The following is a 25,793-nucleotide window of genomic DNA, read 5'->3' as shown; positions in this document are numbered from 1 at the left end:
AACAACACATCCTTTTGCATAAAACAACTGGAAATAGATCATAATTATTCTTTCTGTTCTTTGCCTTTGGCACACTGCTTCACCCAATTGATTTTGCTATATTTGTTTCGAGCCAATATAATCCAATCCCTATGGAGCAACTTTCATCCCTAATGAAGAATATCATTTCCGTATCGCCTTTGCCAACAGCAATTGTAGATACGAACATGTGTTACTTAGCGGTATCAGAAAAATGGATCTCTTTTTATAATCTTCAAAACTTTCCATTAATTGGCAGGTCGCATTATGATGTTTTCCCAGAGATTAATGATACTTGGAAGGAAATACACGCATCATGTTTAAAAGGAAATGATCAAACCTGTGATAACGATAGATTTGAACGTGCAGATGGCACTGTAATGTATATTAAATGGGAAGTAAGGCATTTTTTAGGAAGTGATGGCAACATTGCAGGGATGATGATGACAAGTGAAGATGTGACGAAAAGTACAGGCACATTGATCAACGAAAATCGTTTCCAACTTTTCATGGAGAATTTCCCTGGGCTTTGTTGGATATCTGGAGAAGACCTAACGCTTAAATATGCAAATAAATGTTTTTACGAAACGCTACACCTTACCGAAGAGATTATAGGAAAGAATAGTGAGGTAATATTTGGCCATGGCATTGCTGTAATTGCAAGCGAACAGAATAAACAAGTATTATCAAGCGGTAAAGTAATTGAGTTTCAGCAAACGCTTAGGAACGAACAAGGACACCCACAAGTTTACAAAGTATATAAATTTCCTTTCTCAGACTTAAAATGGGAAGGAAGAATGGTAGGTGCTATTGCATTTGATATCACTAAGAGTACCTTACTTCGTCAGGAACTAGATAAGAGTGAAGCGCAGTTCAAGCTCGCCTTTGAATATTCTCTTATCGGCATGGCTTTAATTAATCCAGATGGACGCTTAAAACGAGTAAATAGAAGCCTTTGTCAAATGTTAGGCTATACAGAAAAGGAGATAAAAAAACTTTCGGTACAAGAACTTACTCATCCTGACGACCAAGAAAAGACTTTTTCTATGCTTGAAGATTTTGCTAGTGGTAAAATGGAGCAAATCAAATATGAAAAACGCTATATTCATAGAAATGGAAATATCATTTGGGTTATTATTGCCGCAACCATGCTCCATGATCACAATGGATTACCATTATACTATGTTTCGCAGATTGAAGACATCACCAAAAGAAAAGAAATAGAAAACGACTTAGTACTTAGCGAGAAAAAATACCGAACCATCTTTGAGAATGTACAAGATGTATTCTATCAAACCGATCATCAAGGATTGGTAATTGAAATAAGTCCTTCCATAGAACAATATTCAGGCTATTTACGTAGTGAAATTATTGGTAAACCTGTATCTAATTTCTATTTCTATCCACAAGACAGGGAACGTATCATGGAAAGCCTAAGTACAAATGGCTTTGTAATTGACTTTGAAGTTAGACTAAAAACAAAAGACCATGAACTTCGCTATGCCTCCATCAATGCAAGATTGGTTATAGAAAACGGCTCTGTAGTGGCCACTGAAGGCAGCATAAGAGATGTAACGACGAGAAAATATCAAGAAAATGCGCTAAAAGCATTAAATTCTGAGCTTACTGCATCCAATCAACAAAAGAACAAGCTACTCTCTATTATTGGCCATGATTTACGCAATCCAATATCGGGCAGTTTACAATTGCTTGGTTTAACAATCGATAGCTTATCGGAAATAAATACTGATGAACTTAAGGAGTACCTTTCAGCGATGAAACAAGGCCTCTCTAGTGCCAATAACTTGTTAGAAGATTTATTGGACTGGGCAAAATCTCAATTTAATGCAGCAATCTTTACCCCAGTAGTGATTAATGATGTAAGGGATCTATTGGATAGGGCTATACAAACTATTGGCCCCTTAGCTGCTAAAAAGAGTATTGAGCTTAAGATCGACCTTGGTGAACCTATTTCTTTAAAGGCTGACAGAGCCATGCTCGAAACCATTATTCGTAATTTACTTACCAATGCTATTAAATTCACATCCCCCAATGGCATCGTAACGCTAAGTGTTACCTCCCAAGAGCTTGCTACTAAATTTTGTATTAGTGATACTGGCATTGGAATTCCGAAAGAAAGAATTTCATTGCTCTTTGGTCAAACTACCTTTAGTACATTTGGTACTGCCGACGAAAAAGGAACAGGGATGGGTTTAGGTCTCTGTTATGATTTCGTTACTAGACACAAGGGACAGATTTGGGCAGAAAGTGAAATAGGAAAAGGAAGCTGTTTCTGTTTCACTATTCCGAAAATTGAAGATTTCGATGAATAATTTTTTAAATGAACTCTTTAGAAGGAATAAAGAATGAGTTGAAGGGATAATTTCATATTAACTAACCAATTCCATCTTCAATAAGAAAGCAACAATTAACTGGTCTTTTGCCTGTATTAATTTACCTATTTTTTTTGGCGGTATTAGATTAAAATCTGAGAAATTAATAGGTTGATGCCCAATTAATTCCAAAGAGTTGTTCTTCATTTTTATCTGATAGCATATTTCAAACCTTTTGGTTACTCCTGCTATTACTATTTCTACATTACCTTTTATATAACTCTTACCTTGATCTAAACTTGGTGTTTCTTTTAGTGATAAAAACTTGATTCGGAGCATTGGAAACTTATCATCCTGAAGGGTTTTTCGCAATTGTTTAGTCATCATCATGCTATTGCAATCGAAGTTTTTCACTTCAATATTCAGCAAACCAGAAAGCATAATCTTATTGGTTTTGTCTTGAGAAACAATAACGGTATCTGTTTTGGGATACTGTAAAATAGCACAGGAAAACTTATTGATATTGGTACTGCCATTTACAATTAGGCTACTATTTTCACTAATAACCCATCTAGAAGCACGATAATATGAAGTGTTAGTTTTGAAACTAGTTAATAGAAAGAAAAAAAGAAGGGCTAATAGCGTTTTCATAATTTATAAAAAAAGGCAGAAACGAAATTGTTTCTGCCCATGGTTTTTTACTGGTTAAAATCCTACTACTGCTTGGATTACATATCCTTTAAATTTCCCTGCACTGCGGTAATCTGCTGTTGGAAAATCTTTGTATTTCTGAGTTACATATTCGCCTTTTAACAAGATGTTTTTTGTCATGAACCATCCCGCAGCAAAAGCAATACGATCTACTTTTACGTCGCCTGTATAAACAATTGCAGGTGTAGTTCCCACTGCTGCAACATTAGCCATTGCAGCTGTAACCACATTATATTTAGCGCCTATGAAGAAGTTTTCTGTTTCTCCAAATCTGTAAACACCATCTATTGCCATTTGCTCTGCTCCTCTTACACTGGTTTCAGTTTTAGATCTTCCCTTTGCATTTTCATAGGTTGCAAATAGTTCTAATCCTTGTAATTTTACAAAAGCATTTAATTGCAGTGCATTTACTTTTTTGCTAAAACCAGGGTTAAATCGTCCTGAAAAGGCATTTGCTGCTGTTGTACCACCAGCTTTCTCTATCACCATGAAATAGTTTGAACCGGTACGGTCGCCACCATATAAGGTTTGTCCACCAGAGCTGTTATTGCTATAATATGAAGCTGCAACACGAAATCTTAAGTCTTTGTTTAGTTGTTTATCGAACCCACCTTTTAAATAAATGGCTGGAGATTTATGCACATTTGCATCTTGTTTGGTTGCAATTAAACTATCAATGTTACCTTTGATCATTCCGTTAGAAACACCAACCATACCAAACAGATTGTTTTTTCTCACCAATATCTCTCCACCTATTTCTGTAGTAAAACCATCCATGATGTAATTTTCTATAAATGGATTATAAAGTGTTTGTCCACCATCTGATCTACGAAAATGCTGATCGCCATAATTAATTTCCATGTGGCCAATTTTAATGGTTGTTACCGACATGATATCTTCCCATAACTGACCTTTGAATGGTAATTTATCAAACTGGATGTAACCACCTTTTACCCATGTTTCGTTATGGTGACGAGAAGAAAGATAACTAGTTAAGTTTAATCTAATTCCATCAGCTAGTTGCACATCCATAAATAAATTGGCATTTGCTGTGTTAAAACCAGGAGTTATTTTATATAATCCACCGGATGTATTTTCATGTTTTAAACCTTGGAAAGACTGTGTAAAACCAGCACCAAAATTCACCTTCAATTTATCGAATACGGCATTGCTGTCTTTTGGCGCTTCAAATACATTGATACCGGATTTATCGTATGGACGGAGGTTTGAAACTTGAGCATTGGTACTTAAGCTAAAGAGAACGATTAATGCAGTAGCGATTAAAGATACTCGCATATTTGTAAATGTATTTTTCATGATTTCTATTTTTTAGAGATGTGTATTTATTATTTAGCTAGGGTTGTTTTACCGTAGGTTAAATCAAATTGAATGGTTAAATCGTTACCTACTTTCATGGCACCTAGCATAAAACTTGGTGGCTCGATACCATAATCAGTTAGCATTAATTTTTCGGTACCATGACAGCTGATAGAGCGGTCTGCATTAACCAAAGCCATTACTTTCATTGCTATGCTTTGTGTTTTACCTGCTATAGTTAGCGTTCCAGTTGTTTGTATTGAATACTTATTGGCCTGTATCATTGTAACTGTGGCAAATGTGAGTTGATAGCTTATTTTTGGAAATTCACTTTCTCTAATGCTCTTGTAAGTACGAGTATCCATTGAAGATTTTCCGCTTTTTAAACTTTTTGCTACCACTGTAAATTTGAGTGAGGTTAAATCAATAAGTTCCTCACGACTATTAAACTTAAAAGTGCCAGTGCTTTCTAAATCTTTTGCAGTCATTGTCCAATCATGAACATTAGATGTGCCCGAAACCTTAATGTTATTGTCTTTTGAAGAAGCTAACTTATATGTAGTTTGAGCCATAGTCACCTGTGGTGAAAGTATGAACATTACGATAGCGATTTTTAAAATGTTCCAGCCGTACTGGAGTTTTTGATTTGTTTTCATGGGTGTGATTGTTGAGTTTTAATTGTTAATCAAATGTAGCTTGATAGTTAGCTTGCGATAATGATTAGCAATAGGCATAAAACTGATACTCATCACTTTTTAAACACATAATTATTTGAAAATCAATATGTAATGACAATCATTTTTTAATATGCTTTAACTCATAATTAGCACTAAAGTCACCTCTTAATTTTGAGCAAAACAATTACCAATGAAAAAGATTCTTATACCTGTAGATTTTTCTGTTTGCGCAGATAACGCAGTTCATTATGCCATTCAGTTAGCAAGAGTAGCAAAAGCTGATATTCATATTTGCCACGCCATTGTTCCTATAGAAAGTAACATCATGTACGGCATCGCTATTTCTACACAAAGTGAAAATCAAGACTTCGCTGCTAAAACCGAGCAATACCTTAAAACATATGCAGATAAAATTATTCAGGAGGAAAACCTTAATACCATTGACTCCCCTACTTTAACTCACAGTTTTGCTAATGGTACTGTAAAAGATGTTATTAATCATTTGATAGATCACCATGATATAGACTTAATTATAATGGGCTTATCTGGGGCTGGCGAGATTAAACGATTCATGATGGGAAGTAATAGCAGAGACCTAATTGAACAGACTAAAGTTCCAATTCTATTGATTCCTAGAAAAGCACATTTTTCAGCTATTAAAAAAATTGCATTTGCAACAGACCTTAATTTAGGCGATATCAATTCAATCCAAAATATTGCTAGGCTTTTCTGTAGGTTTGAACCCGAAATTTTACTGACACATATTGATGGCTTAGGCTCAGATATCCATAATCCAGATAGCCCATCGAACAAATTTTTGAAAAGTGTAACTGGAAAAATAAATTATTCTAAGATCTATTATCGCCACGTGCAGCAGAAAAAAATCAACGATGGATTAATGTGGCTTGTAGAAAAAGGGCAAATAGAAATCCTGGCAATGATTCATCGCCATAAAGGTATGTTTGCAGAATTTGCTTATGGCAGTCACACGCAACAGATGTCAAAAAGCATAACATTACCACTTTTAGTATTGCCTGAAGAAAATGAAATTAATGGTTGGTAGTAAACAAATTATAAAAAACTAACCCCTTATCTCAAAAAGATAAGGGGTTTCTGTTTTCTATTAGTAAATGATTCTTTTCTAGTTTCCCTCAACCATCATAAAAAGCTTGCTCTTCATTAACCTATCAGCTAATAAAAGTTCTTGCACTTCTGCTGTAATAGTTGCATGTTCTTCAATTAAATTAAGTCCTATTGTATGCTCAGCATCTTTTAAAATATCCTCCAGCAAATGCTGATGCTTGATTATTAAGTTTTTTAATTTAACAGTTCTTTCATATAAACTCGCTAGGCTTTCACTAATTAGGTTAATTTGTCTTGTAGTGTGGCTTTTTCCGATTATAAATAATTTTTGGCCAAAAAGCTTTTGGAAGAACCTGTTTTCATCCTCCAAAAAAGACACGTGAGACATCCATTCTTTATTTTGCAAGTAAAGCTCTTGCAATTCTGTTGATAATCGTGATTCTGATAAAACGTCCATTTCTTTAAATTTAAGTAAGTATTAAGGGTTTGAAATTTCAAGTACAATACGGCCTTCAATTTCTCCCTTTTTCATTTGTTCTAAAATTTCATTGATATCCTCTAGTTTTGCAGCATGCACTGTGGCTTTTACTTTTCCTTCTACTGCAAAGCCAATTGCTTCTTGCATGTCTTTTCTTGTACCAACTATCGAACCCCTAACTGTATAACGATTTAATACGGTGTCAAAAATCGGCAAGTCGAAACTACCTGGAGGTAATCCATTTAAAGAGATAGTACCTTTTCTTCTCAAGGCAGTTAACGCTTGTTTAAAAGCAATTGGAGAAACTGCAGTAACCAAAACACCGTGCATACCACCAGTTTGCTTTTTTAAGTAACTACCTGGATCATCATTTAAAGCATTAACTGTTAAATCAGCTCCTAATTTTTTAGCAAGCGCTAGTTTATCATCTGACACATCTATTGCGGCCACATGCAAACCCATCGCTTTTGCGTACTGAACGGCTAAATGCCCTAGTCCTCCAATACCTGATATGGCTACCCACTCACCTGGTTTAGCTTCAGTTTCTTTTAAACCTTTATAAACTGTAACACCTGCACAGGTAATTGGAGCCATCTCCAAAAAGTTTATTCCTTTTGGGAAATGAGCTACATACCTAGCATCAGCCACTACATATTCTGCATAACCACCATCAACACTGTAACCACCATTTTGCTGACTCTCACATAGGGTTTCCCAACCGGTAATACAAAATTCACAATGCCCACAAGCACTAAATAGCCAAGGTGCACCAACTACGTCGCCCTCTTTTACATTTTCTACACCTCTGCCCAATGCTACCACATAACCTACAGCTTCGTGGCCAGGAATTAATGGCAATTTTGGCTTAACAGGCCAGTCGCCCATGCAAGCATGCAAATCTGTATGGCAAACGCCACTTGTTACAACTTTAATTAAAACCTGATTTTCGCCAGGCATTTTTACGGGTACTTGTTCTATGGTAAGTGGCTTGCCGAATTCACGCAGCACAGCGGCTTTCATTGTTTTTGGTATCATATTATTTATTTTAACAGTATGAAAATTCTATTATTTGAACCTCTTTTGATAAGCCATTTCTAACATTTCTTTATGGTTTGGATGAGCAATGCTGATTAGCGCTTTGGCTCTTTGCTTTAAACTCAAACCAAATAAGTTTACTTTACCATATTCGGTAACTATCCAATGCACATGGCCTCTTGTAGTTACTACTCCAGCGCCTTCTTTTAGAAATGGAACTATCCTACTTATCCCTTTATTGGTTTGCGATGGAATAGCGATGATGGGTTTACCACCTTCAGAAAGGGATGCACCATGAATAAAATCCATTTGACCACCAATACCCGAATATTGAAGCGTACCAATAGAATCTGAGCAAACTTGTCCAGTAATATCTATTTCTATTGCGCTGTTAATGGCAGTAACTTTGGGGTTTTGCCTAATGATGCTCGTATCGTTTACATAAGCAATATCCATAACCCTAATTGCAGGATTATCGTTTACAAAGTCATAAAGCTTACGTGTTCCCGTAATAAATGAAGTAACTGACCTACCAATATTTAATTTCTTTTTACTATTGTTAATAACACCACTTTCAAGTAAAGGAATGATCCCATCAGAAAACATTTCTGTATGAATACCTAAGTTCTGATGTGTAGTTAGGTTTTTAAGCACCTGGTCTGGAATACTGCCAATTCCCATTTGCAAAGTTGCTCCATCTTCAATTAAAGAAGCCACGTTATAACCTATTTTTTGAACAACTTCATTTACCTGACCAGCATAGTTTACTTCTGGCAGGTCTGTATTATACCAAACCATTGAGTCTATTTGGTTAACATGAACAAATCCATCACCATGTGTTCTTGGCATTAAAGGATTTACTTGTGCAATTACATGCCTTGCTACCTCTACCGCCGATTTAGCAATATCAACCGATGTACCCAATGAGCAATAACCATGTAAATCTGGTGGCGAAACCTGTATCAAAGCTACATCTATAGGTAAAATGCTTTTGCGAAATAGTTGAGGAATTTGACTTAAAAATATCGGCACATAATCGCCATTTTCGCTGTTTACGATATTTCTGGTTGTAGATGAAACAAAAAGTGAATTGAAATAAAATGCGTCCCTTAACTCTGGTGCATCAAAATTCACATTACCCAAAGTTGTTATGCTTACCAGTTCAACTGCTTTAAGTTGATGATGCCTTCTTTGTAGCGCATTAACCAAACAAATTGGAGTCGCTGCACCACCGTGTATAAATACCCTATCACCAGATTTTACAATGGCTAAGGCTTGGTCTTCATTAATGTAAGTATGTAATGTCATTATGCTTTGTCTAGTATTCAAAAATACCCTACATCGCTAGTTAAATTAATGACAACCAAAAGGTTAAAAACTGATATTAATCAGTTTCTGAAATAAAACTAAACAAGAAAGATGTTAAGCTATAAACACTCAGCAACGTGGCTATTGTTTTGCAAATGATTGGCTGGAGATATAAATGGAATACCCAATTCTGCGCTTCGCATGATAAACAAAACTCCTAAAAATAGCATAAACCAGGGAATAAGCTTATTTGGATTAAAACGAATGTATTTCTTCAGGTAAATTCCGCCTAAGGATATCATTAACATTAAAGGAGTTGTTCCTAAACCAAACAAAAACATAAAACTTGCAGCATCTTTTATTGAGGCCGTATTTAAAGCAGTTGCCAAGGCCAGGTATACCATTCCACAGGGAATTAATCCATTAAGTATTCCGGCAAAAAATCCCCAAAAAGGTAAGCCGTAAATTTTGCCCATTAGTTTGCTTATGGGTGCTATGAGTTTAGATTGAAAGTTGCTAAAAACCTTTAGGTATCGTTTACTAAAATACAATACCGTAAAAAGTATCATCAACACACCAACTATTAAACTTAAAGTTTGCTGGCTCACCATCAAACTAATGCTATTGCCTATTAGGCCAACTAAAAGTCCAAGGATCGTGTAAACTAAAACCCTACCAAATTGGTAGAGCAATAATTGTAAAGCAGCTTTAAAATAGTTTTGCTTTGGTAAAGGCAAACTCAGCATTAATGGTCCGCACATGACAGCACAATGCAAGCTGCCCAATAGGCCAAGTAAAAATGCTAAAGGTAATCCGTTCACAATGTGATGCTTTTTTTAAATTGATATTCCTTACCATTACTTTTCCACTTTAGCTCTAAAAACCAAAGACCTATATGCATGTTTTTTGTGTTTACCAAAATGAGGTGATCATCACTTACAGTAAAACCTTTATCCTTAATATCGTCTTTAACAGTAGAAGGCCTCATGAGCTTTAGTTCATAAGTAGCACTGTCTTTTAAGTCGATGATCAGTTGACCGTCTTTTAAGGTTATTTTTGGCTCAGCATGATCTATAACCATATTTTTTGTGGCATTATACTCCTGATTATAATTGATTCCCTTTTCATAATAATCCTCATCAACCAAAGCATCGTTACCATGTACACTAAACATGTAAACCACCATTGCCACAATGAAAAGCATAAAGGCAACCATTCCCAAGACTATTTTTGTTCCCCAATTCATTTTGTTAGTATTTAGTAATTAGTATATAGTAGTTAGATAGTATTGATAAATTGCTAACCGTACAGGTAAACTGAAACTGTTAACTGACTAATGTTGCGAAAAAAATGAGGTAGTAGCAGTGCTGATTACCTTTCCGTCGGCCACAATTTCAAAAACGACATCAGATTTATATTCCTGAATATTTACTGGATTTTTTATCAGGAAAAAAGTAAGATGAGTGGTTCCTTCTTTTGGTAATACTTCTGGTGCCTGTATAAACTTGATTTTGTCTTTTTGATCACTAGACCTAAATTTAAACTTAATAGCCTTATTGGTTTTATTAATTAGCTCTGCGTTGTAAAGATTACTTATTGTACCATCATCATTATTTTGATATAATGTACCACTTGCCCTCAAAACTGTGGTTTGCACATCTTGTCTTTTATATATTAAACTCGAGAAAACGAGCATCACCACAAATAATACCGCTGCATAACCATAAGCTTTTATGCCAAGTTTATAGGGCTTTTGTTGTTGGATGAAATCTTGAGTGTAAAAACCAATGAGGTTTTTAGGTTTATTTATCTTCAGCATAACCTCGTTACAGCTATCTATGCAAGCTGTGCAGTTTACACATTCCAACTGTGTGCCTTTGCGAATATCAATTCCTGTTGGACAAACCTGTACACATAAACCACAATCTATGCAATCACCGTTGGTTAAGTCGATATTGTTTTTTTGGAGATGCGCCCTTGGCTCACCTCGTTTTTCATTATAGGCAACAATTAAACTCTGGTTATCTAACAATACGCCTTGTAAACGACCATAAGGACAAATTACCGTACAAACTACCTCACGTACATAAGCAAAAACACCATAAAAAATAAACGTAAATAACCAGATAGATAAAAATCCCGAAACGTGTTGGCTAATTGGCTCTGTAATTATTTTATACAATACATCAGACCCAATTAAATAAGCTAAAAAGGTATTGGCAATTGCAAAAGAGATTAACAGAAACAAGAAATGTTTGAAGCTTTTTTTAATGATTTTTTCTCTTGTCCATTCCTGTGCATCTAGTTTTTTCTGCTGATTGGCATCACCTTCAATCCAATATTCAATTCGCCTAAAAACCATTTCCATAAAAATAGTTTGCGGACAAACCCAACCACACCATAACCTACCTAAAACCACTGTAAAACAAACAATGAAAATGAGCATGATTAACATGGCCAGCGCAAAAAGATAGAAATCTTGTGGAGTAAAGATTAATCCGAAAAAGACAAACTTGCGCGCTATAAAATTCAATAAAACTAACTGTTCGTCATTATATTTAACAAAAGGAAAAGAGAAAAGACAGGCAAGCAAAACATAACTTACCCATTTCCGGTAATTATATAATTTGCCAGAAGGTTTTTTTGGATAGAGAAAATCCCTACCCTTTTTTACTTCGTTAACCTTTTGGAGTATTTTCATTTTTTACGGTATCGGTTTCCTTAGCTACATATTTTTCTCCTTGTGGAGCTTTTGCATTAGCAGGATTAGTTCCTTTTAACGACTCGATAAAATTTACAACCTCAGCAATATTTTTAGCGCTTAGGTTTTTCTCCCAACTTGCCATCCCTTTCGCAGGGACACCATATTTAACAGTCTTGAAAACATCATTAACGCTTCCTCCATGTAACCAATATTCGTCTGCTAAATTTGGCCCAACAATACCCTGCCCCTTTTCGCCATGGCAAGCCACACAATTAGCCAAAAACACAGCTTTCCCATTTGCAACTAGTGTAGCATCAACTTTTATAGAGTTCTCATCAAACTTCTCTCCTGCCTTAGCCAAAAACAATCTTTTATCTTCCGTGGCTTTTACCATTTCGGTTTCATATTCCTGGTCTTGTCTTGGCCCATCAGCAAAATGATAGTAATAGATATACCCCACAGCAAAAATTACGCTTCCATAGAAAAGTACATTGAACCATCTCGGCACTGGATTATCTAGTTCATGAATCCCATCATAAGCGTGTGGAATAATCATATCAGCCTCTTGCTCTATTGGTTTTAGACTGAGTAATTTTGTCCAAATATTCGGTTTGGTATTTTTCTGCTTTAACCACTCTTCATAATCCAAGGCTTCTGGGGCTTCATATTTTTTAAAGAGCGATGGATCTGCCTGAACTTTTATCATTACTTTAAAAGCATTAAAAAGTATAACGGTAACCAAAAGCAAAACAGCAGCAAATAACAATAAAGCTATAATCAATACCTCGGTAGTACTTAATCCTATTGAAGGACTAGGAATTACAGGTACCACCTTTTCAGCTGCGCTTCCAAACACTTGCATGCTGATTATTAAAATTCCAATAGTTAAGTTAAGCTTTCTCATCTCCTTGTATTTGATTGTCTTCAATTGGTAAATTGCTCATTAAGCCGATGTAGTTTTTATTTAGCTTAAGTAGATATACACCTACTAGAATAAAGAAAACCATAAATATGAATAATGAGGTAATCAGGTATATTTCACCTCCAGCTAGGTCTTTAATTTGTTTAAACATGATTATTGATTTGATGGAATAGTTGATTTATTTGCTTTGATATCTGTACCCAGTCTTTGTAGATAGGCTATTACTGCTATGATTTCCTTATCGCTAGTTACCTTGATGTTATTCTGCCTAAGGTCTTTGGCTATGGTATCTGCTTGTTTTTTCAATGAGCTATTTGCAATTTGATCAAAGCCCTCCTCATAAGGCACACCGAGTGTTTGCATTGCCCTAATCTTGCTAGCTGTTGTTGTGGTATCCAGTTTCTGACTAATTAACCATTGATAAGAAGGCATGATACTACCAGGCGACATTGAGGTAGGATCAAGTAGGTGATTAAAATGCCAAGCATTACTGTATTTACCACCAATCCTGTGCAAATCTGGTCCGGTACGTTTGCTACCCCATAAAAATGGATGGTCGTATACAAATTCTCCAGCCTTACTATATTCGCCATAACGTTCTGTTTCTGAGCGAAAAGGACGAACTGTTTGAGAGTGACAGTTTACACAACCCTCACGGATATAAACATCTCTACCTTGTAGCTCAAGTGCCGAATATGGTTTTACACTTGCAATGGTTGGTATATTAGATTGAATGGTAAAAGTTGGCATCATCTCTACCATGCCACCAATTAAAATAACAATGAGCGCCAATACCATGAATTTGATAGGTTTACGTTCTAACTTTCTATGCCATTTTTTATCTGAGGTATGCTCTACCATTACTTCAGCTAAAGGCATTGCCTCGGCTGGTTCATTGGCTACCAACTTTGCCCTTAGCATGGTTTTGGCAAGGTTTATCGTCATTACAATTACACCAGCTAAATAAAGTGCCCCACCAATTCCCCTCAATACATGCATTGGAATAATTTGCAAGGTTGTGGTTAGAAAATTAGGGTATTTCAGTAAGCCTTCTGGTGTAAACTCTTTCCACATTAAACCTTGTGTAAAACCAGCCCAATACATCGGCACTGCATAAAACAGAATACCTAAGGTGCCAATCCAGAAATGGAATGAGGCCATTTTTTTAGAGTAAAGTTCTGTTTTATAAATACGAGGGATGATCCAATACAGCACTCCAAAAGTTAAGAAACCATTCCATCCTAACGCACCAACATGAACATGGGCTACAATCCAATCGGTAAAATGGGCTACACCATTAATTTGCTTTAAAGAAAGTAAGGGCCCTTCAAAAGTGGCCATACCATAAGCTGTTAAGGCAACAACCATGAACTTTAAGGTCACATCTTCACGAACTTTATCCCAAGCACCACGTAAGGTTAACAAACCATTAATCATACCTCCCCAGCTTGGTGCAATAAGCATAATTGAAAAAGCAACACCTAAAGATTGCGCCCATCCTGGTAAGGAAGTATATAACAAATGGTGCGGACCAGCCCAGATATAAATAAAGATTAACGACCAAAAATGCAGGATACTTAACTTATAAGAATATACTGGCCTGTTTGCCATTTTTGGCAAAAAGTAATACATCATTCCCAAATACGGCGTAGTTAAGAAAAATGCAACCGCATTGTGCCCATACCACCACTGCACCAAGGCATCTTGTACCCCTGCATACACATAATAACTTTTAAAAGCTGAAATTGGTAACTCGAAAGAGTTAACAATGTGCAACACTGCAATGGTTACAAACGTGGCAATGTAAAACCAAATGGCTACATACAAATGCCTTTCTCTGCGTTTAATAATTGTACCAAACATATTGATACCAAAAACCACCCAAATTAAGGTAATGGCAATATCTATTGGCCATTCTAGTTCGGCATATTCATGTGATGTAGTTAAACCAAGTGGCAATGTGATTACAGCAGAAACAATGATCAATTGCCACCCCCAAAAGTGAATTTTGCTCAATACATCGCTAAACATTCTTGCTTTTAAAAGGCGTTGCAAGGAATAATAAACACCCATAAAAATGGCGTTGCCTACAAAGGCGAAGATAACCGCATTGGTATGCAGTGGTCTAATCCTGCCAAATGTGGTGTATTGGTTACCTAAATTCATCGCCGGTTTAAACAATTGCATGGCAACGAGTAAACCAACCGTCATTCCGATGATGCCCCAAACTATGGTGGCAAGCCCAAAATTCCGGACAATCTTGTTATCGTAAGTAAATTTTTCTAACTGCATAAAAAATAGAAATTATTTGTTTTGTGATACAACAAAAGTATTTACTGAGCCAAGCTTGTAGGATGATAAGGCTTAGTTGAAAAAGTGATGTTCGTCAGAAAATCGTTGTGCGTTATCCGTTGGACGAAAGACGATAAATGAAAAACGATGGACTAGAAACGATAGACGAAAAACGAAAAAACTAACTCTCCACTTCCTCTTCATCAAACAACATTCTCATTGCTGGCGTAACCACATCATCATGTTGGCCACTTTTGAGCGACCAAATAAATGCACCCAAGAATATCAGCGCCATTACAACGCTGCAACCCACCAGAAAATATAGTATGTTCATCTCAAGTTGTTTTTACGTGCAAAAAATCTAGTGGCTATGGTTGTAAAACTGATAATAGTAATTGTACTTAATGGCATCAGCACTGCTGCAACTAGTGGATAAAGAGTGCCTTGCACTGCATAATATAAACCAACGCAATTGTAAGCAATGGCTATAGCAAAGCTGATTTTAATGATCTTTAATCCATCTTTACTTAATTGATGAAAGTTGGGAAGTAAACCCATTGAAGTTCCTTTTAAAATAGCATCGCATCCTGGTGTAAAATTGTTAATGTTGTCTGTAATGGCAATTCCAAAATCACTCTGTTTCAATGCACCGGCATCATTTAACCCATCGCCAAGCATCATTACCTTTTCTCCGTTCTGTTGCTGTTGCAAGATGGCGGCTAACTTTTGCTGCGGACTTTGCTCAAACTTTAGTGTGGTTAATGTTGGAAAAAGTGATTGTAAAGCTTTTTCATCTTTGTTGGTATCGCCAGATAAAACTTTTAAACTAAACTGCTTGCCTAAGGCTGCAATGAGCCAAGGTAAATTTGAACGCCATTGTTGAGACACCATAAAAGTACCTTTGTAGGTACTGTTAATTACAATATGTACACCTGAAACTTGATCTGGCTTAATCTCAAAAGGTAAAACAGATTGATTACCTGCATAAACCATTTGGTTATTTATCAAACCTCTAATTCCCTTACCCGGTATTTCCTTATAGTTTGAAATTGGGTAGAATTTACCATAAGATAAATTGTTTAAAATTTGCCTGCTTAATGGGTGTGAAGAATGATTGAGTAACGAAACCAGCAATTTCTTCTCCTCATCTGTAAGTGTTCCCGTAAAACTGATTCTTGCATTTTCTGTAGTGGTTAACGTTCCAGTCTTATCAAAAACAATCGAATTACAGTGTGCTAATTCTTCAACAGCATCTGTATTTTTCACATAGAAACCCTTCTTATCAAATACAGATAAAATAGCCGATAAGGTAAAAGGTGTACTTAAAGCCAATACGCAAGGACAAGCCACAATAATCACGGCAGTAAATGCTGCCCATGCCTTTGTAGAATCGTTATTAAAAAACCAATAAGCCAAGGCGCCAAAAGCAATTACAAAAACAGCTATGCTGAAATATTTGGCTACGCTATCATTAAAATTCTGTTTGAAATTGCTGGTGTAATTTTCCTTATTCCACAACCCAGTAAGGTAACTTTGGGAAGCATTTTTTACCACTTCTATTTCAATGCCCTCTCCCATTTGTTTACCGCCTGCATAAATGATTTCGCCCAATACTTTTTGCTGAGGTTCTGTTTCGCCAGTCACAAAACTCATGTCTAACCACGCATCTCCTCTCATTAAAATAGAATCTGCCGGTACCAATTCGCCATTTCTAATCCATAAGCGGTCGCCAATTGCCAATTCATTTATGGCCTTTTGCTTTTCTTGTCTATTTTGTAAAGTAGTAATGGCTATTGGAAAATAAGAGCGGTAATCTCTATCAAAAGAAATATGATGATAAGTGCGTTGTTGAACCCACTTGCCCATTAGCAACAGAAAAACCAATCCCGTTAAGGTATCGGCAAAGCCTACTCCACTATTAAAAACTACAGCAAATGCTGTTCTTAAAAACAGTACTGCAATAATTAATGCCAAAGGTGTATCTAAATTAATGTGTTTGTGTTTTAAACTGGCAAAGGCCGATAAAAAGTAATCCTTACCACAATACAACACCACAGGAATAGAGAATGTTAAGTTTAACCAGCCAAACAATGCCTTAAACTGAGGTTCTAGATTAGACAAGCCGAAATATTCTGGAAAGCTGAATAACATCACATTTCCCATGCAAAAACCTGCAACACCAATTTTTAAAATGAGACTTTTATGTATGGTATTGCTATTCTCCTTCACCACATCTTGCAAATTAATAGCAGGCTCATAACCAATTTGCGTTAGGATTTCTACAACTTGTTTTAAAGAAATCTCTTGGTGTTTAAAGCTGATGGTAACTTCCCTTTTTAAAAAATCTATCCTTGAACTATAAATAGCGGCATTAATTTTATATAAATGTTCTAAAAGCCAAATGCATGAACTACAATGGATAGCGGGAATATAAAAGGTTATGATACAGTTGTTTTTATCTTGGTAACTAACCAATTGTTTAACAATGTTTGGTTCCTCTAAGTATTCAAAGTGTGTATTTGTCTCATTTCTTTTTCCAGGGGCTTCATTGTAAGCATAATAAGCGCACATGTTATTGGCTGATAATATCTGGTAAACGCCTTTGCAACCTGCACAACAAAAATGTTTATCTGCTATAACCAAATCAATGCCCGAAATTCCTTCACCACAATGGTAGCATAAGTTAGCACTCCATATTTTTTGCTGTTCCATAAACGTAATTAAACTGTGTTGCTAAATAGATTTGTTTCAGGTTGGCGCTCCCATAAATGTTCATCAAATGCCATACATACATTCCTCAAAAAAGATTTCCCAATCTCAGTTACACCCACTTGTCTTCCTGTAATTTGCACTAAGCGATCAGCCACTAAAGGCATTAGCCTTTGCTTAATTAATAAAGGGATTTCAGTATTAAAATAGGTAAAGTCTTTACACATTAAATTAGATATATGTTTACTGATAATGAGATCCATATCACTTAACAAATGACCTTTTTCTACAGCAAAAGAATCATTATTAATCTGGGCTACATAACCTTCAAGTGTTTTGTTATTTTGTGCAAATGCTGTTTCGCAATCGCTGATAGAAGAAACACCCAAACCAATTAATATTTTGGTATGCTGATCGGTATAACCCATGAAATTTCTGTGCAATTCTTGGTTTTCACTTGCCTTAAATAGGCTATCTTTTTGTAGCGCAAAATGGTCCATTCCTATTTCATGGTAGCCAGCACTAAGCAACAAATCTTTACCAATTTGATAGAGCGCAAACTTTTCATTACCCTGCGGAATGTCCTTTTCAGCATAATGCCTTTGCCCTGGTTTCATCCAAGGCACATGTGCATAACTATAAAAAGCGATTCTTTCTGGCCACATGTTAATTACCTCCATTATGGTCTGTTTCAATCCTTTTAGAGTTTGCCCCGGTAAGCCATAAATTAAATCGAAATTGATCGAATCATATCCCAGTTCTCTTGCTTCTTTAGTAATGTGTGCAACTTGTTCGGGTGTCTGGAAACGATTGATCATCAGTTGTACTTTCGAATCAAAATCCTGGATCCCCAAGCTTAAACGTTTAAAACCCAATTGATATAGTACCTGTAAATGGGCTGTGGTTGTGTTATCAGGGTGACCTTCAAACGAACAGGCTATTGCATCATTATCTTCCCCAATTATTGCGGTAATTAAATACTTTAAATTTTGTGGACTAAAAAAAGTTGGTGTTCCGCCTCCTAAATGCAACTCTTTAATCTTAGGTTTTTCGCCTAGTACTTTACAATACATTGCCCATTCCTTAATTAATGCAGTGATGTAAGGAATTTCTACACCGTGGTTTTTAGTAATACGAGTATTACAGCCACAATACGTACAAAGGCTTTCGCAAAACGGCAAATGGATATAAATGCTTATCCCATCTTCTTTATTCGTTGCGTAACTTTTAATTAGAGAATTTAACCATTGTCCTGTTGAAAATTTATCAACTTTCCAATAAGGAACAGTGGGATAACTGGTATAACGTGGCGCTGCTACATTGTACTTTTTAAGCAGTTTAGTGCTGTCCATTTTCTTTCTGAACTAATTTAACAGCACAATTACTTTGGCAACAACACGCCTCACCAATACATTTACCAGCAGCCCAGTTATCAAGATTGGTTATTACTTGCTGCATATTTTCTAAAGCACCGCCATCCTTAAATGGGATGTTTGCAATTTTTATTCCCGATACTTTAGCAGCAGCTAAATCAATATGTTTATAATCGAATGATGAATTGGCGATGTATTTAATGCCCAAATCTTCCAAGCCCTTAATGATAGTTGCATTTATTGGGTCCTCATTAAAAACAATCAATGCCTCCTTACCAGCAGCAAAATTTAACGTATCAATTGTTAAGCTGTTAGCAATAATGGTGATGTCATGTTTTTTATAGTTGGCCAAAATGAGCCATTCTTTTTCTTTCGGATTGATGTTATAGGCGATAGCTTTCATTCTGCATAATTTATATACACAAAACTAGCTTGATTAGACCGGTATGCGGGTGAGATGGATTAGGGGAAAATGTGATATTCGTCAGAAAAGAAGGAAGTAAAATATTGCCGTCATTTCGAAATGAGCTTTTTGCGATTGAGAAATCTCTAAGTTTTTCAATTATCGGGTTAACTAAAAACGGTACTATCCACCAACAGATTTCTCGTCGCTGCGCTCTGTCGAAATGACGTGGTTTATTAAACTGAAAACCGCCTATTGTTTAACGTTCCTCAATTTTTCAATGGAAAGAATATGAATGGCGTTGCCGTTTTTTTCTATTAGTTTTTCTTCTTTAAAATCTGCCAGCATTCTACTTACGGTTTCACTCGCTGTGCCTACCAAAGCAGCTAAATCATCTCGAGAAATCTTTAAGATGCAAGAATCTGCATTGGCTTCACCAAATTTACCTGCCACTTGAACAAGGGCATCAGCAACACGTTTACGTACAGAAAAATAGGCCAACCTTAACATTTGTTCTTCCTTTTCTTGCACACTTCCAGAAAGCAGGCCTATAAAAGCACCCGCTATTTCTTGGTGATTGAGTAGATAGTCCATAAAATCTGCCTTCGCAATCAAGGTAATTTCACAATCACTTAAAGTAGCTGCGTTATCAGTATAGTTAGAGGCTTTACATAAACTTTCATAACCAAAAAAATCGCCATTATGGTACAAAGTAGAGGATAGTTCTCTCCCATCCTTTGCTATTTTATAGCTTTTAACCTGTCCTTTTTTGATGAAATATAAATAAGAAGGTTCATCATTTTCTACGTATATAATTTGTTTATTGGCAAAAGACCTTGTTTTACCTTTGGCTTTCAGCGCTTCAAACAAGGTCGCTTTATCACCACCAGCAGATTTAAAACCTGCAGTTTTATTCCTTTTCTTAAGCCTACTTTCTATGGCGTTAAATAATTCTACATCATCAAAAGGCTTGGTCAAATAATCATCGGCCCCCATTTCCATTCCCTTACGCATATCGGCACGTTCTGCTTTAGCAGTCATGAATATAAATGGGATGTTTGCTGTTTGTGGGTTCTTTTGCAAAAGGTACAATACCCCATAACCATCTAATTCGGGCATCATGATATCGCAAAGAATAATATCTGGCAAATGTTTAATGGCCAAATCAACTCCAATTCTGCCATTTTTTGCGGTAAAAGTTTCGTAACCAGCTAAATCTAATATTTCGGCAGTACCTTCTCTAATATCATCATTATCTTCAATGATCAATGCTTTTTTCATATGATTTAGAATGTAAATTGAAGTCTAAATGTAGTACCAACATTTTGCTCACTCTCGCAGGTACAGCTTCCTTCCATTAGGTCTACGTAACGTTTCACAATGTTTAAGCCTAATCCAGTTCCAGGAATATCGCCAGTATTGTGCGCCCTAAAAAAAGGTTCAAATAAACTATTCATTTCTGTTGCTGGAATGCCTATGCCATTATCTTTAACATCAATGATCAGCTCATGCTCACTAACAGTGCTATTAAACTGGATCATGGTATTTTCGCCAGAATATTTAATGGCATTAGAAATGAGATTGATGATGCAATTTTTAAGCAAGTTCGGATCAATACATACTTGAGCCGTGTTACCACTATGTTCAAAAACAATCAATTGATTCTGTTTGCTCATTAACTGCATTTCACCTGCAATTTCTTCAGCAAAAGGAATAATGTCAAACCAAATGCAAGTAGCTTCTACCTTTCCAGCTTCTAATTTTTCTAGCGATAGAAAGTCATTTAAGATGGTGGTTAGGTTATTAATTGCATTTTTGATCTTGCCAGTATGTTTCTCCACGCTCTCCACATCCTGCTTCTCTACGTACTTGTTAATTAGCGAAGCTGATAATTGGATAGAACTTAAAGGCGTTCTAAACTCGTGAGATGCCATGGAAACAAACCTGGTTTTTAATTGATTAAGTTCCTTTTCTTTTTCGAAGAGCAAACTCATATTTTCTTTAGCCGTTTCTACCTCATTAATTGTTTTAATGAGTTCTTTAGTTCGCTCTTTTATTTTTACCTCTAACTCTTCAGTATAGCTTTTAATTTTAATCTCGTCTTCTTTCTGCCTGCTTAGGTCATGAATAAACCCAGTATAAATTCTTCTATCGGCAAACTTTATTTCACTTACACCAAGCCTAAAAGGGAAAGTAGATCCATCTTTTCGTTGCCCAGTTACTTCACGTCCAATGCCAATGATTTTTTTCTTTCCAGTATGTTCATAGTTTGAAAGGTAACTATCATGCCTGTGTTTATCTGGTTCCGGCATTAATACCGAAACATTTTTTCCTAACAAATCTTCCCTACGCTCAAATCCAAAAAGCTCTAAAGCCGCAGGATTTATATTTTCTATTAGCCCTCTATCATCTATCGTTATAATTCCATCAATAGCATTTTCTATAATGGCAATCAGTAACTTCTCTCTTTCCATACTTAAGTTTTCCATTCAAATATAGTCTAATTTATATTTAAATAATGATGCCATTTAGCTTAGCCTCGGCTAGCATCAATGGTTTATAGAACTTAGTCTTGAAAAGGTTATTTTGACTAGAAAATTGAGCGCATAAGTACTTATAATAGTCGATTCCGTTTAAAAGTTGTGTTTTAAATTTGATCAGCTGTAGCTGTTTTTTTGCATTAACATCTTCTAAAAAAGTTTTTATTTCAGCATTCAAATAATTGATATACAAATCTAACTCCTTAATAAAAAAGTTTGGTCTTTTTACTTTTTCTAATAAATCTACTTTGCCATAAATGTGCCCTACCATTTCATCTAATGAATATATCCTAGAGAAATAAGCTAAATTTGGACCAGGGCAAATGGCCACAGCCTTGCTTTCTTTTGGTTTTAAAATGCCAATTTTTTGATAGGTTGAACTACATAAACCTTCGCACAAGCATACTTTTTCGGTTACTTGCCCTAACCTTCTTTCAAACTCTTCAATAGACAATTCCTTGCCTTTTAACTCGTTTATTTTAAATCTTTGGTATTTCCTAGAAGCTGTACAAATTGGTTCGGCAGTAAATTCTGTATTAGTACAAAGGTATTTTTTAGTGCATGGGCTTCCGGGTTTCCCCTTTTTAACCCTTTCCAATCTTTCAATATCAATCCCGCTATTTCTAAAATTATTAAATAGAATACCCAGTGGCGACGAATTACTTAAAAAGAACGACTCTTCATTTGCATTAGTTAACTTTTGTAGCGTTTCCTTGTCAACATTTGTGGTCTCTGGAACTAATAAAAACGGACTGCCCCAACCAGTTGAATCTAATTTATAATGCTGAAGCAAAAACTCATTCTCCTGGGCTGTTCCAATACCTCCTTGTACGCTCAATTTCTGAGGTTGCATCTTAGTATTCTTAATTCCCCGAGCATTTAAGGCGGTTACATACAAGGTAAAAAGTTCTTCAAGCATATTTCTTTTCATTTGCTTAAACTCTTCCAAAATTGGACCAAGTAAATATCCAGCAGTTGCAAAAGCATGCCCACCACAATTTAAACCACTCTCTACCCTAAATTCTGAAACCCAAATTCCCTTTTTGGCTAAAAACTTAGCCTGTATAAATGCTGATCTGAAATCGCTTACCTTTAAAATTATCTTCTTCTTCAATACATTATTTTCATCGGGATAGAAATCAGCAAACTCTTCAAGGTAACTATACAAGCGTGGGTTCATGCCTGCCGAAAGCACCAAAGATGATTTTAACCTGCTCTTGGCAAAACCACGTAATGCTGCCAATGCATCACTATTTTCATCTCCCGTAAAACCCATTCCTCTCTCATGATTAACTCGGTCTACCTTAGCCATGATATTTACATCAATCGCACCTTTTTCCATTCTTTTAAGGAGGATATTCTGGAAGATTGTTTTGCGCTCGCCATCTGGATATTCCATCATCAACTCATAACCTTGCTTCAATTGAGAATCATCAGGGAGCATTTCGAAATAACGGCAAAGCTCATTACCTTCTACAAAAGGCAGCTTCTTCATATTTTCGAAATCATAGTCAACCATTTTATCTAACATATTTAAGTAACAGGTAATTCTTCTAGCCCTACTATCTTCTGCTTTTTTTGGTATCGGAATATATTCAATTTCCTTACAATGATATTCACGCATCCGTTCAATCAATTCATCATCAACAACTGAAACAACCGACGAAATACCATATTTAGCCACTTTTAATGGAGTGTCTATCGAAAAGCCTAAACCTAAAACCGGAATGTGAAATTTATGAATCATAATAACCCTTTGATTTTTTTATATTTCAAAAGTATTGTGATCAAGAATTTTAGACACTTAGGCAAATCACCTAAAAAAATGATTTTAGTCACTTTTTAAAAGTCTATACTTAGAAAAGCTATCAATTTTCAATGTAAGGCAAGGTTTAATTATTGTTGATCATCAATTCATAAAGTGACAGGCATCAATCTTTACTTAAACAGATTCATGGAAATTTGGCTCATCAAAACAAATACGATGAAAACCCAAAACAAAGCATTGCCAGTTAGTAAGGCAGACAATACCAAACCGATAATCATTATTGGATTCTCGATCATATTGCTACAAGTTATTTATCACCTAACAATTGGTTGGTAATATTTAAGATGGGAAACTTGAAGCATTATTTTTCTACTGAGCTAAGAAGGGCCAGGGCATTGGTTAAAAAGATATATACCGGTAAACGAGCTGTTTCAGATCTACCTACTGCCCTACAACATTTCGTATTACAATCTGGTTGTTTGTCCTTAGGCAATATCCATCAAGTAAAAATTGAATGGAAAAATGCAAGGCTAAAACTTTCAAAAAAGGGCAGTTGGAAATCTATTACCTGTGTACAACATAATTTTTTGCCAGACCCTATTCGATTGGTTTACATGAGCACCAAAGTTTTTGGTTTAATTGGTATCGAAGCTTTAGATAGCTTTCGGCATGGTAATGGAAACATGATGGTTAAGGCAGCAGGCTTATTTAAACTGGTTGATGCAAAAGGTTATCAAATGGATAAAGCAGAATTAGTTACACTACTTGCAGAAACCATGATTATCCCCGATTATGCATTACAAACCTATACCCAATGGGAAGAAATAGATTTATATACAGTTAGAGGTACCATTAACTACCATGGGTTAAAGGCTGTTGGCCTATTTTATTTCAATGAAAACTTTCAGGTTATAAAGTTCGAAACTAATGATAGGTATTACACCCAAAGCAATGGCAATTTTCTGGAAACAAAATGGACGGCCGAATGTAAAACCTACATCAAACATAATGACATTACCTTCCCTTCCGCATTTTCTGCCACTTGGAATTTCCCACAAGGTGATTTAACCTACTTTAAGGGAGAGATTAATAACATCATTTTTAGCAACTGATTATTAGGTTATTATAAATCATCTTTTCCGTCATGAAAATCCTTAGATGAACTTCCAGTTCTGCTCTGGTATTCACCGGGATGTTCTGCTGGTTTTTTAGAAGATCCAGTAAAAGCATCATCGGTTAACGAATCATAACCTTGTGTACCCGTATTATCTAAACCATCTTTTGGAGCTGTACTTGGTAACACAACTTCCTCTTTTGGCTCAATAGGGCTTTGTTTAATCCATTGTACACCTGCAGCTTCCAATTCTTCAATTTTTGCCTCAATAGGTTTAAAATAGGCTTCAGGATCTAAATGAGCGCCTTTAGGCTGGGTATGACGAGTAATTGTTCCATCATCAGCTTTAACGTAATAACCCAAGTCTTCACCATCAAGGTTGATGTGATAATCCCCATTATCTTTAATTACGATTACGTGGGCTAACTTTTCCTTGATCAGGGTATCAAAAATTATTTTATCCCCTCTCCTCTCATTTTCCTTAATCACAATTGAGTTCTCTAATTTATGCTCGTCTTTCATAACTGTTGCTTAATTATCTTAAATAACATCAGCAATAAAGACTTTGTTTCACTATTTATGGCAATAAGTAATTACAATGAACGAATATGTTTGCATTTAAGGCCATTTTTCATAATTTAGCCAAGCACAAACGCTCAAATGAAATATCACTACCAATACGTATCAAAAACTACTGTAAGAATAGAGCTTATACCAGAAGACAGGAAAGAAATTGCACTAATTAAAGCGTTATCCACTGGCGATGAAAATAATGAGCAATTAATAGAACTTTTTAGTACTGGATTAGCTAGCTATGCTGTGGGTACTACCCTTGTTAAGGCAAAGTTCATGAATTTCCCAACGGTGGCGCTTTGTAATTATATAAAATCTGTACAAGCCATAGATAACGTAGCCTAAACCGGCAAATTATGCTTGCGTAAAAATTAAGATAGACAATCATCATTGATTTATTTACAGGAAGAGATTCTTTAACCTTGATTCAAATGG

Annotated in this window: 24 protein-coding genes; 4 read left to right on the top strand and 20 right to left on the bottom strand. The window is 35.8% G+C overall.

Annotated features, from left to right (window positions below):
- Positions 1–152: 152 nt before the first annotated feature.
- Positions 153–2,351: a PAS domain-containing sensor histidine kinase gene (locus EZ428_RS12910; protein ID WP_165501769.1), complete on the top strand. Its 2,199-nt coding sequence runs from the start codon at positions 153–155 to the stop codon at positions 2,349–2,351.
- A 57-nt stretch (positions 2,352–2,408) separates the two neighbouring features.
- On the opposite strand, the gene EZ428_RS12905 is transcribed toward EZ428_RS12910, so the two are convergent.
- Genes EZ428_RS12905 through EZ428_RS12895 form a run of 3 tightly spaced genes read right to left on the bottom strand, consistent with a single transcriptional unit; the run spans position 2,409 to position 5,035 of the window.
- Positions 2,409–3,002 carry a YceI family protein gene (locus EZ428_RS12905; protein WP_131553584.1) on the bottom strand — a complete coding sequence of 198 codons (594 nt, stop codon included), beginning with the start codon at positions 3,000–3,002 and terminating at the stop codon, positions 2,409–2,411.
- Positions 3,003–3,056: 54 nt separating this feature from the next.
- Entirely contained in the window at positions 3,057–4,379 is a 1,323-nt protein-coding gene (locus EZ428_RS12900) for a hypothetical protein (protein WP_225871059.1), read from the bottom strand.
- 29 nt (positions 4,380–4,408) lie between these two features.
- Positions 4,409–5,035: a YceI family protein gene (locus EZ428_RS12895; RefSeq protein WP_131553583.1), complete on the bottom strand. Its 627-nt coding sequence runs from the start codon at positions 5,033–5,035 to the stop codon at positions 4,409–4,411.
- A gap of 211 nt (positions 5,036–5,246) precedes the next feature.
- Between EZ428_RS12895 and EZ428_RS12890 the strand changes: the two genes are divergently transcribed.
- The gene (locus EZ428_RS12890; protein ID WP_131553582.1) at positions 5,247–6,119 is read left to right on the top strand and encodes a universal stress protein; all 873 of its coding nucleotides are present in this window, start codon (positions 5,247–5,249) and stop codon (positions 6,117–6,119) included.
- 78 nt (positions 6,120–6,197) lie between these two features.
- Here the strand turns inward: EZ428_RS12890 and EZ428_RS12885 are convergent, their stop codons facing one another.
- The 16 genes from EZ428_RS12885 to EZ428_RS12810 all read right to left on the bottom strand — a co-directional run bounded on the left by EZ428_RS12885 (position 6,198) and on the right by EZ428_RS12810 (position 23,650).
- Positions 6,198–6,596, bottom strand: coding sequence for a hypothetical protein (locus EZ428_RS12885; RefSeq protein ID WP_131553581.1), 399 nt, complete (start codon positions 6,594–6,596; stop codon positions 6,198–6,200).
- A 21-nt stretch (positions 6,597–6,617) separates the two neighbouring features.
- Complete coding sequence (adhP, locus tag EZ428_RS12880; protein WP_131553580.1) at positions 6,618–7,652, bottom strand: alcohol dehydrogenase AdhP; 1,035 nt, start codon at positions 7,650–7,652, stop codon at positions 6,618–6,620.
- A gap of 30 nt (positions 7,653–7,682) precedes the next feature.
- Entirely contained in the window at positions 7,683–8,960 is a 1,278-nt protein-coding gene (locus EZ428_RS12875) for an acetyl-CoA hydrolase/transferase family protein (protein WP_131553579.1), read from the bottom strand.
- Positions 8,961–9,079: 119 nt separating this feature from the next.
- Positions 9,080–9,781, bottom strand: a complete 702-nt coding sequence (locus tag EZ428_RS12870) for a sulfite exporter TauE/SafE family protein (RefSeq protein WP_131553578.1) — start codon at positions 9,779–9,781, stop codon at positions 9,080–9,082.
- A complete protein-coding gene (locus tag EZ428_RS12865; protein ID WP_131553577.1) occupies positions 9,778–10,206 on the bottom strand; it encodes a FixH family protein in 429 nt (142 codons plus the stop codon). Before EZ428_RS12865 ends, EZ428_RS12870 begins: the two co-directional genes overlap by 4 nt.
- A gap of 87 nt (positions 10,207–10,293) precedes the next feature.
- Positions 10,294–11,661: a cytochrome c oxidase accessory protein CcoG gene (gene ccoG, locus EZ428_RS12860; RefSeq protein WP_131553576.1), complete on the bottom strand. Its 1,368-nt coding sequence runs from the start codon at positions 11,659–11,661 to the stop codon at positions 10,294–10,296.
- Positions 11,639–12,568, bottom strand: coding sequence for a cbb3-type cytochrome c oxidase N-terminal domain-containing protein (locus EZ428_RS12855; RefSeq protein ID WP_225871058.1), 930 nt, complete (start codon positions 12,566–12,568; stop codon positions 11,639–11,641). The genes ccoG and EZ428_RS12855 overlap by 23 nt, the downstream gene beginning before the upstream one ends.
- The gene (locus EZ428_RS12850; protein WP_131553575.1) at positions 12,555–12,737 is read right to left on the bottom strand and encodes a hypothetical protein; all 183 of its coding nucleotides are present in this window, start codon (positions 12,735–12,737) and stop codon (positions 12,555–12,557) included. Before EZ428_RS12850 ends, EZ428_RS12855 begins: the two co-directional genes overlap by 14 nt.
- 2 nt (positions 12,738–12,739) lie before the next feature.
- A complete protein-coding gene (gene ccoN / locus EZ428_RS12845) occupies positions 12,740–14,878 on the bottom strand; it encodes a cytochrome-c oxidase, cbb3-type subunit I (RefSeq protein WP_131553574.1) in 2,139 nt (712 codons plus the stop codon).
- Between the two features lie 181 nt (positions 14,879–15,059).
- On the bottom strand, positions 15,060–15,212 hold the full coding sequence (gene ccoS / locus EZ428_RS12840) for a cbb3-type cytochrome oxidase assembly protein CcoS (RefSeq protein WP_131553573.1): 153 nt from the start codon (positions 15,210–15,212) through the stop codon (positions 15,060–15,062).
- Positions 15,209–17,590 (bottom strand): heavy metal translocating P-type ATPase, encoded by a 2,382-nt coding sequence (locus EZ428_RS12835; protein ID WP_131553572.1) that lies wholly within the window; start codon positions 17,588–17,590, stop codon positions 15,209–15,211. The genes ccoS and EZ428_RS12835 overlap by 4 nt, the downstream gene beginning before the upstream one ends.
- An 8-nt stretch (positions 17,591–17,598) precedes the next feature.
- Positions 17,599–18,939 carry an oxygen-independent coproporphyrinogen III oxidase gene (gene hemN / locus EZ428_RS12830; RefSeq protein WP_131553571.1) on the bottom strand — a complete coding sequence of 447 codons (1,341 nt, stop codon included), beginning with the start codon at positions 18,937–18,939 and terminating at the stop codon, positions 17,599–17,601.
- The gene (locus EZ428_RS12825) at positions 18,926–19,363 is read right to left on the bottom strand and encodes a Rossmann-fold NAD(P)-binding domain-containing protein (RefSeq protein WP_131553570.1); all 438 of its coding nucleotides are present in this window, start codon (positions 19,361–19,363) and stop codon (positions 18,926–18,928) included. Before EZ428_RS12825 ends, hemN begins: the two co-directional genes overlap by 14 nt.
- 252 nt (positions 19,364–19,615) lie before the next feature.
- Positions 19,616–20,644 carry a response regulator gene (locus EZ428_RS12820; protein WP_131553569.1) on the bottom strand — a complete coding sequence of 343 codons (1,029 nt, stop codon included), beginning with the start codon at positions 20,642–20,644 and terminating at the stop codon, positions 19,616–19,618.
- A gap of 5 nt (positions 20,645–20,649) precedes the next feature.
- A complete protein-coding gene (locus tag EZ428_RS12815; RefSeq protein ID WP_131554019.1) occupies positions 20,650–21,837 on the bottom strand; it encodes a PAS domain-containing sensor histidine kinase in 1,188 nt (395 codons plus the stop codon).
- A gap of 37 nt (positions 21,838–21,874) precedes the next feature.
- The gene (locus tag EZ428_RS12810; RefSeq protein WP_131553568.1) at positions 21,875–23,650 is read right to left on the bottom strand and encodes a hypothetical protein; all 1,776 of its coding nucleotides are present in this window, start codon (positions 23,648–23,650) and stop codon (positions 21,875–21,877) included.
- A gap of 365 nt (positions 23,651–24,015) precedes the next feature.
- Between EZ428_RS12810 and EZ428_RS12805 the strand changes: the two genes are divergently transcribed.
- Positions 24,016–24,783, top strand: a complete 768-nt coding sequence (locus EZ428_RS12805; protein ID WP_131553567.1) for a DUF6920 family protein — start codon at positions 24,016–24,018, stop codon at positions 24,781–24,783.
- A gap of 11 nt (positions 24,784–24,794) precedes the next feature.
- Here the strand turns inward: EZ428_RS12805 and EZ428_RS12800 are convergent, their stop codons facing one another.
- Positions 24,795–25,307, bottom strand: coding sequence for a hypothetical protein (locus EZ428_RS12800; RefSeq protein ID WP_131553566.1), 513 nt, complete (start codon positions 25,305–25,307; stop codon positions 24,795–24,797).
- Positions 25,308–25,445: 138 nt separating this feature from the next.
- Between EZ428_RS12800 and EZ428_RS12795 the strand changes: the two genes are divergently transcribed.
- On the top strand, positions 25,446–25,703 hold the full coding sequence (locus tag EZ428_RS12795) for a hypothetical protein (protein ID WP_131553565.1): 258 nt from the start codon (positions 25,446–25,448) through the stop codon (positions 25,701–25,703).
- The last annotated feature ends 90 nt before the right edge of the window (positions 25,704–25,793 follow it).

Source organism: Pedobacter frigiditerrae (genome assembly GCF_004331645.1).
Classification (GTDB): Bacteria; Bacteroidota; Bacteroidia; order Sphingobacteriales; family Sphingobacteriaceae; genus Pedobacter; species Pedobacter frigiditerrae.
This window is presented reverse-complemented; position numbering and strand designations above follow the sequence as displayed.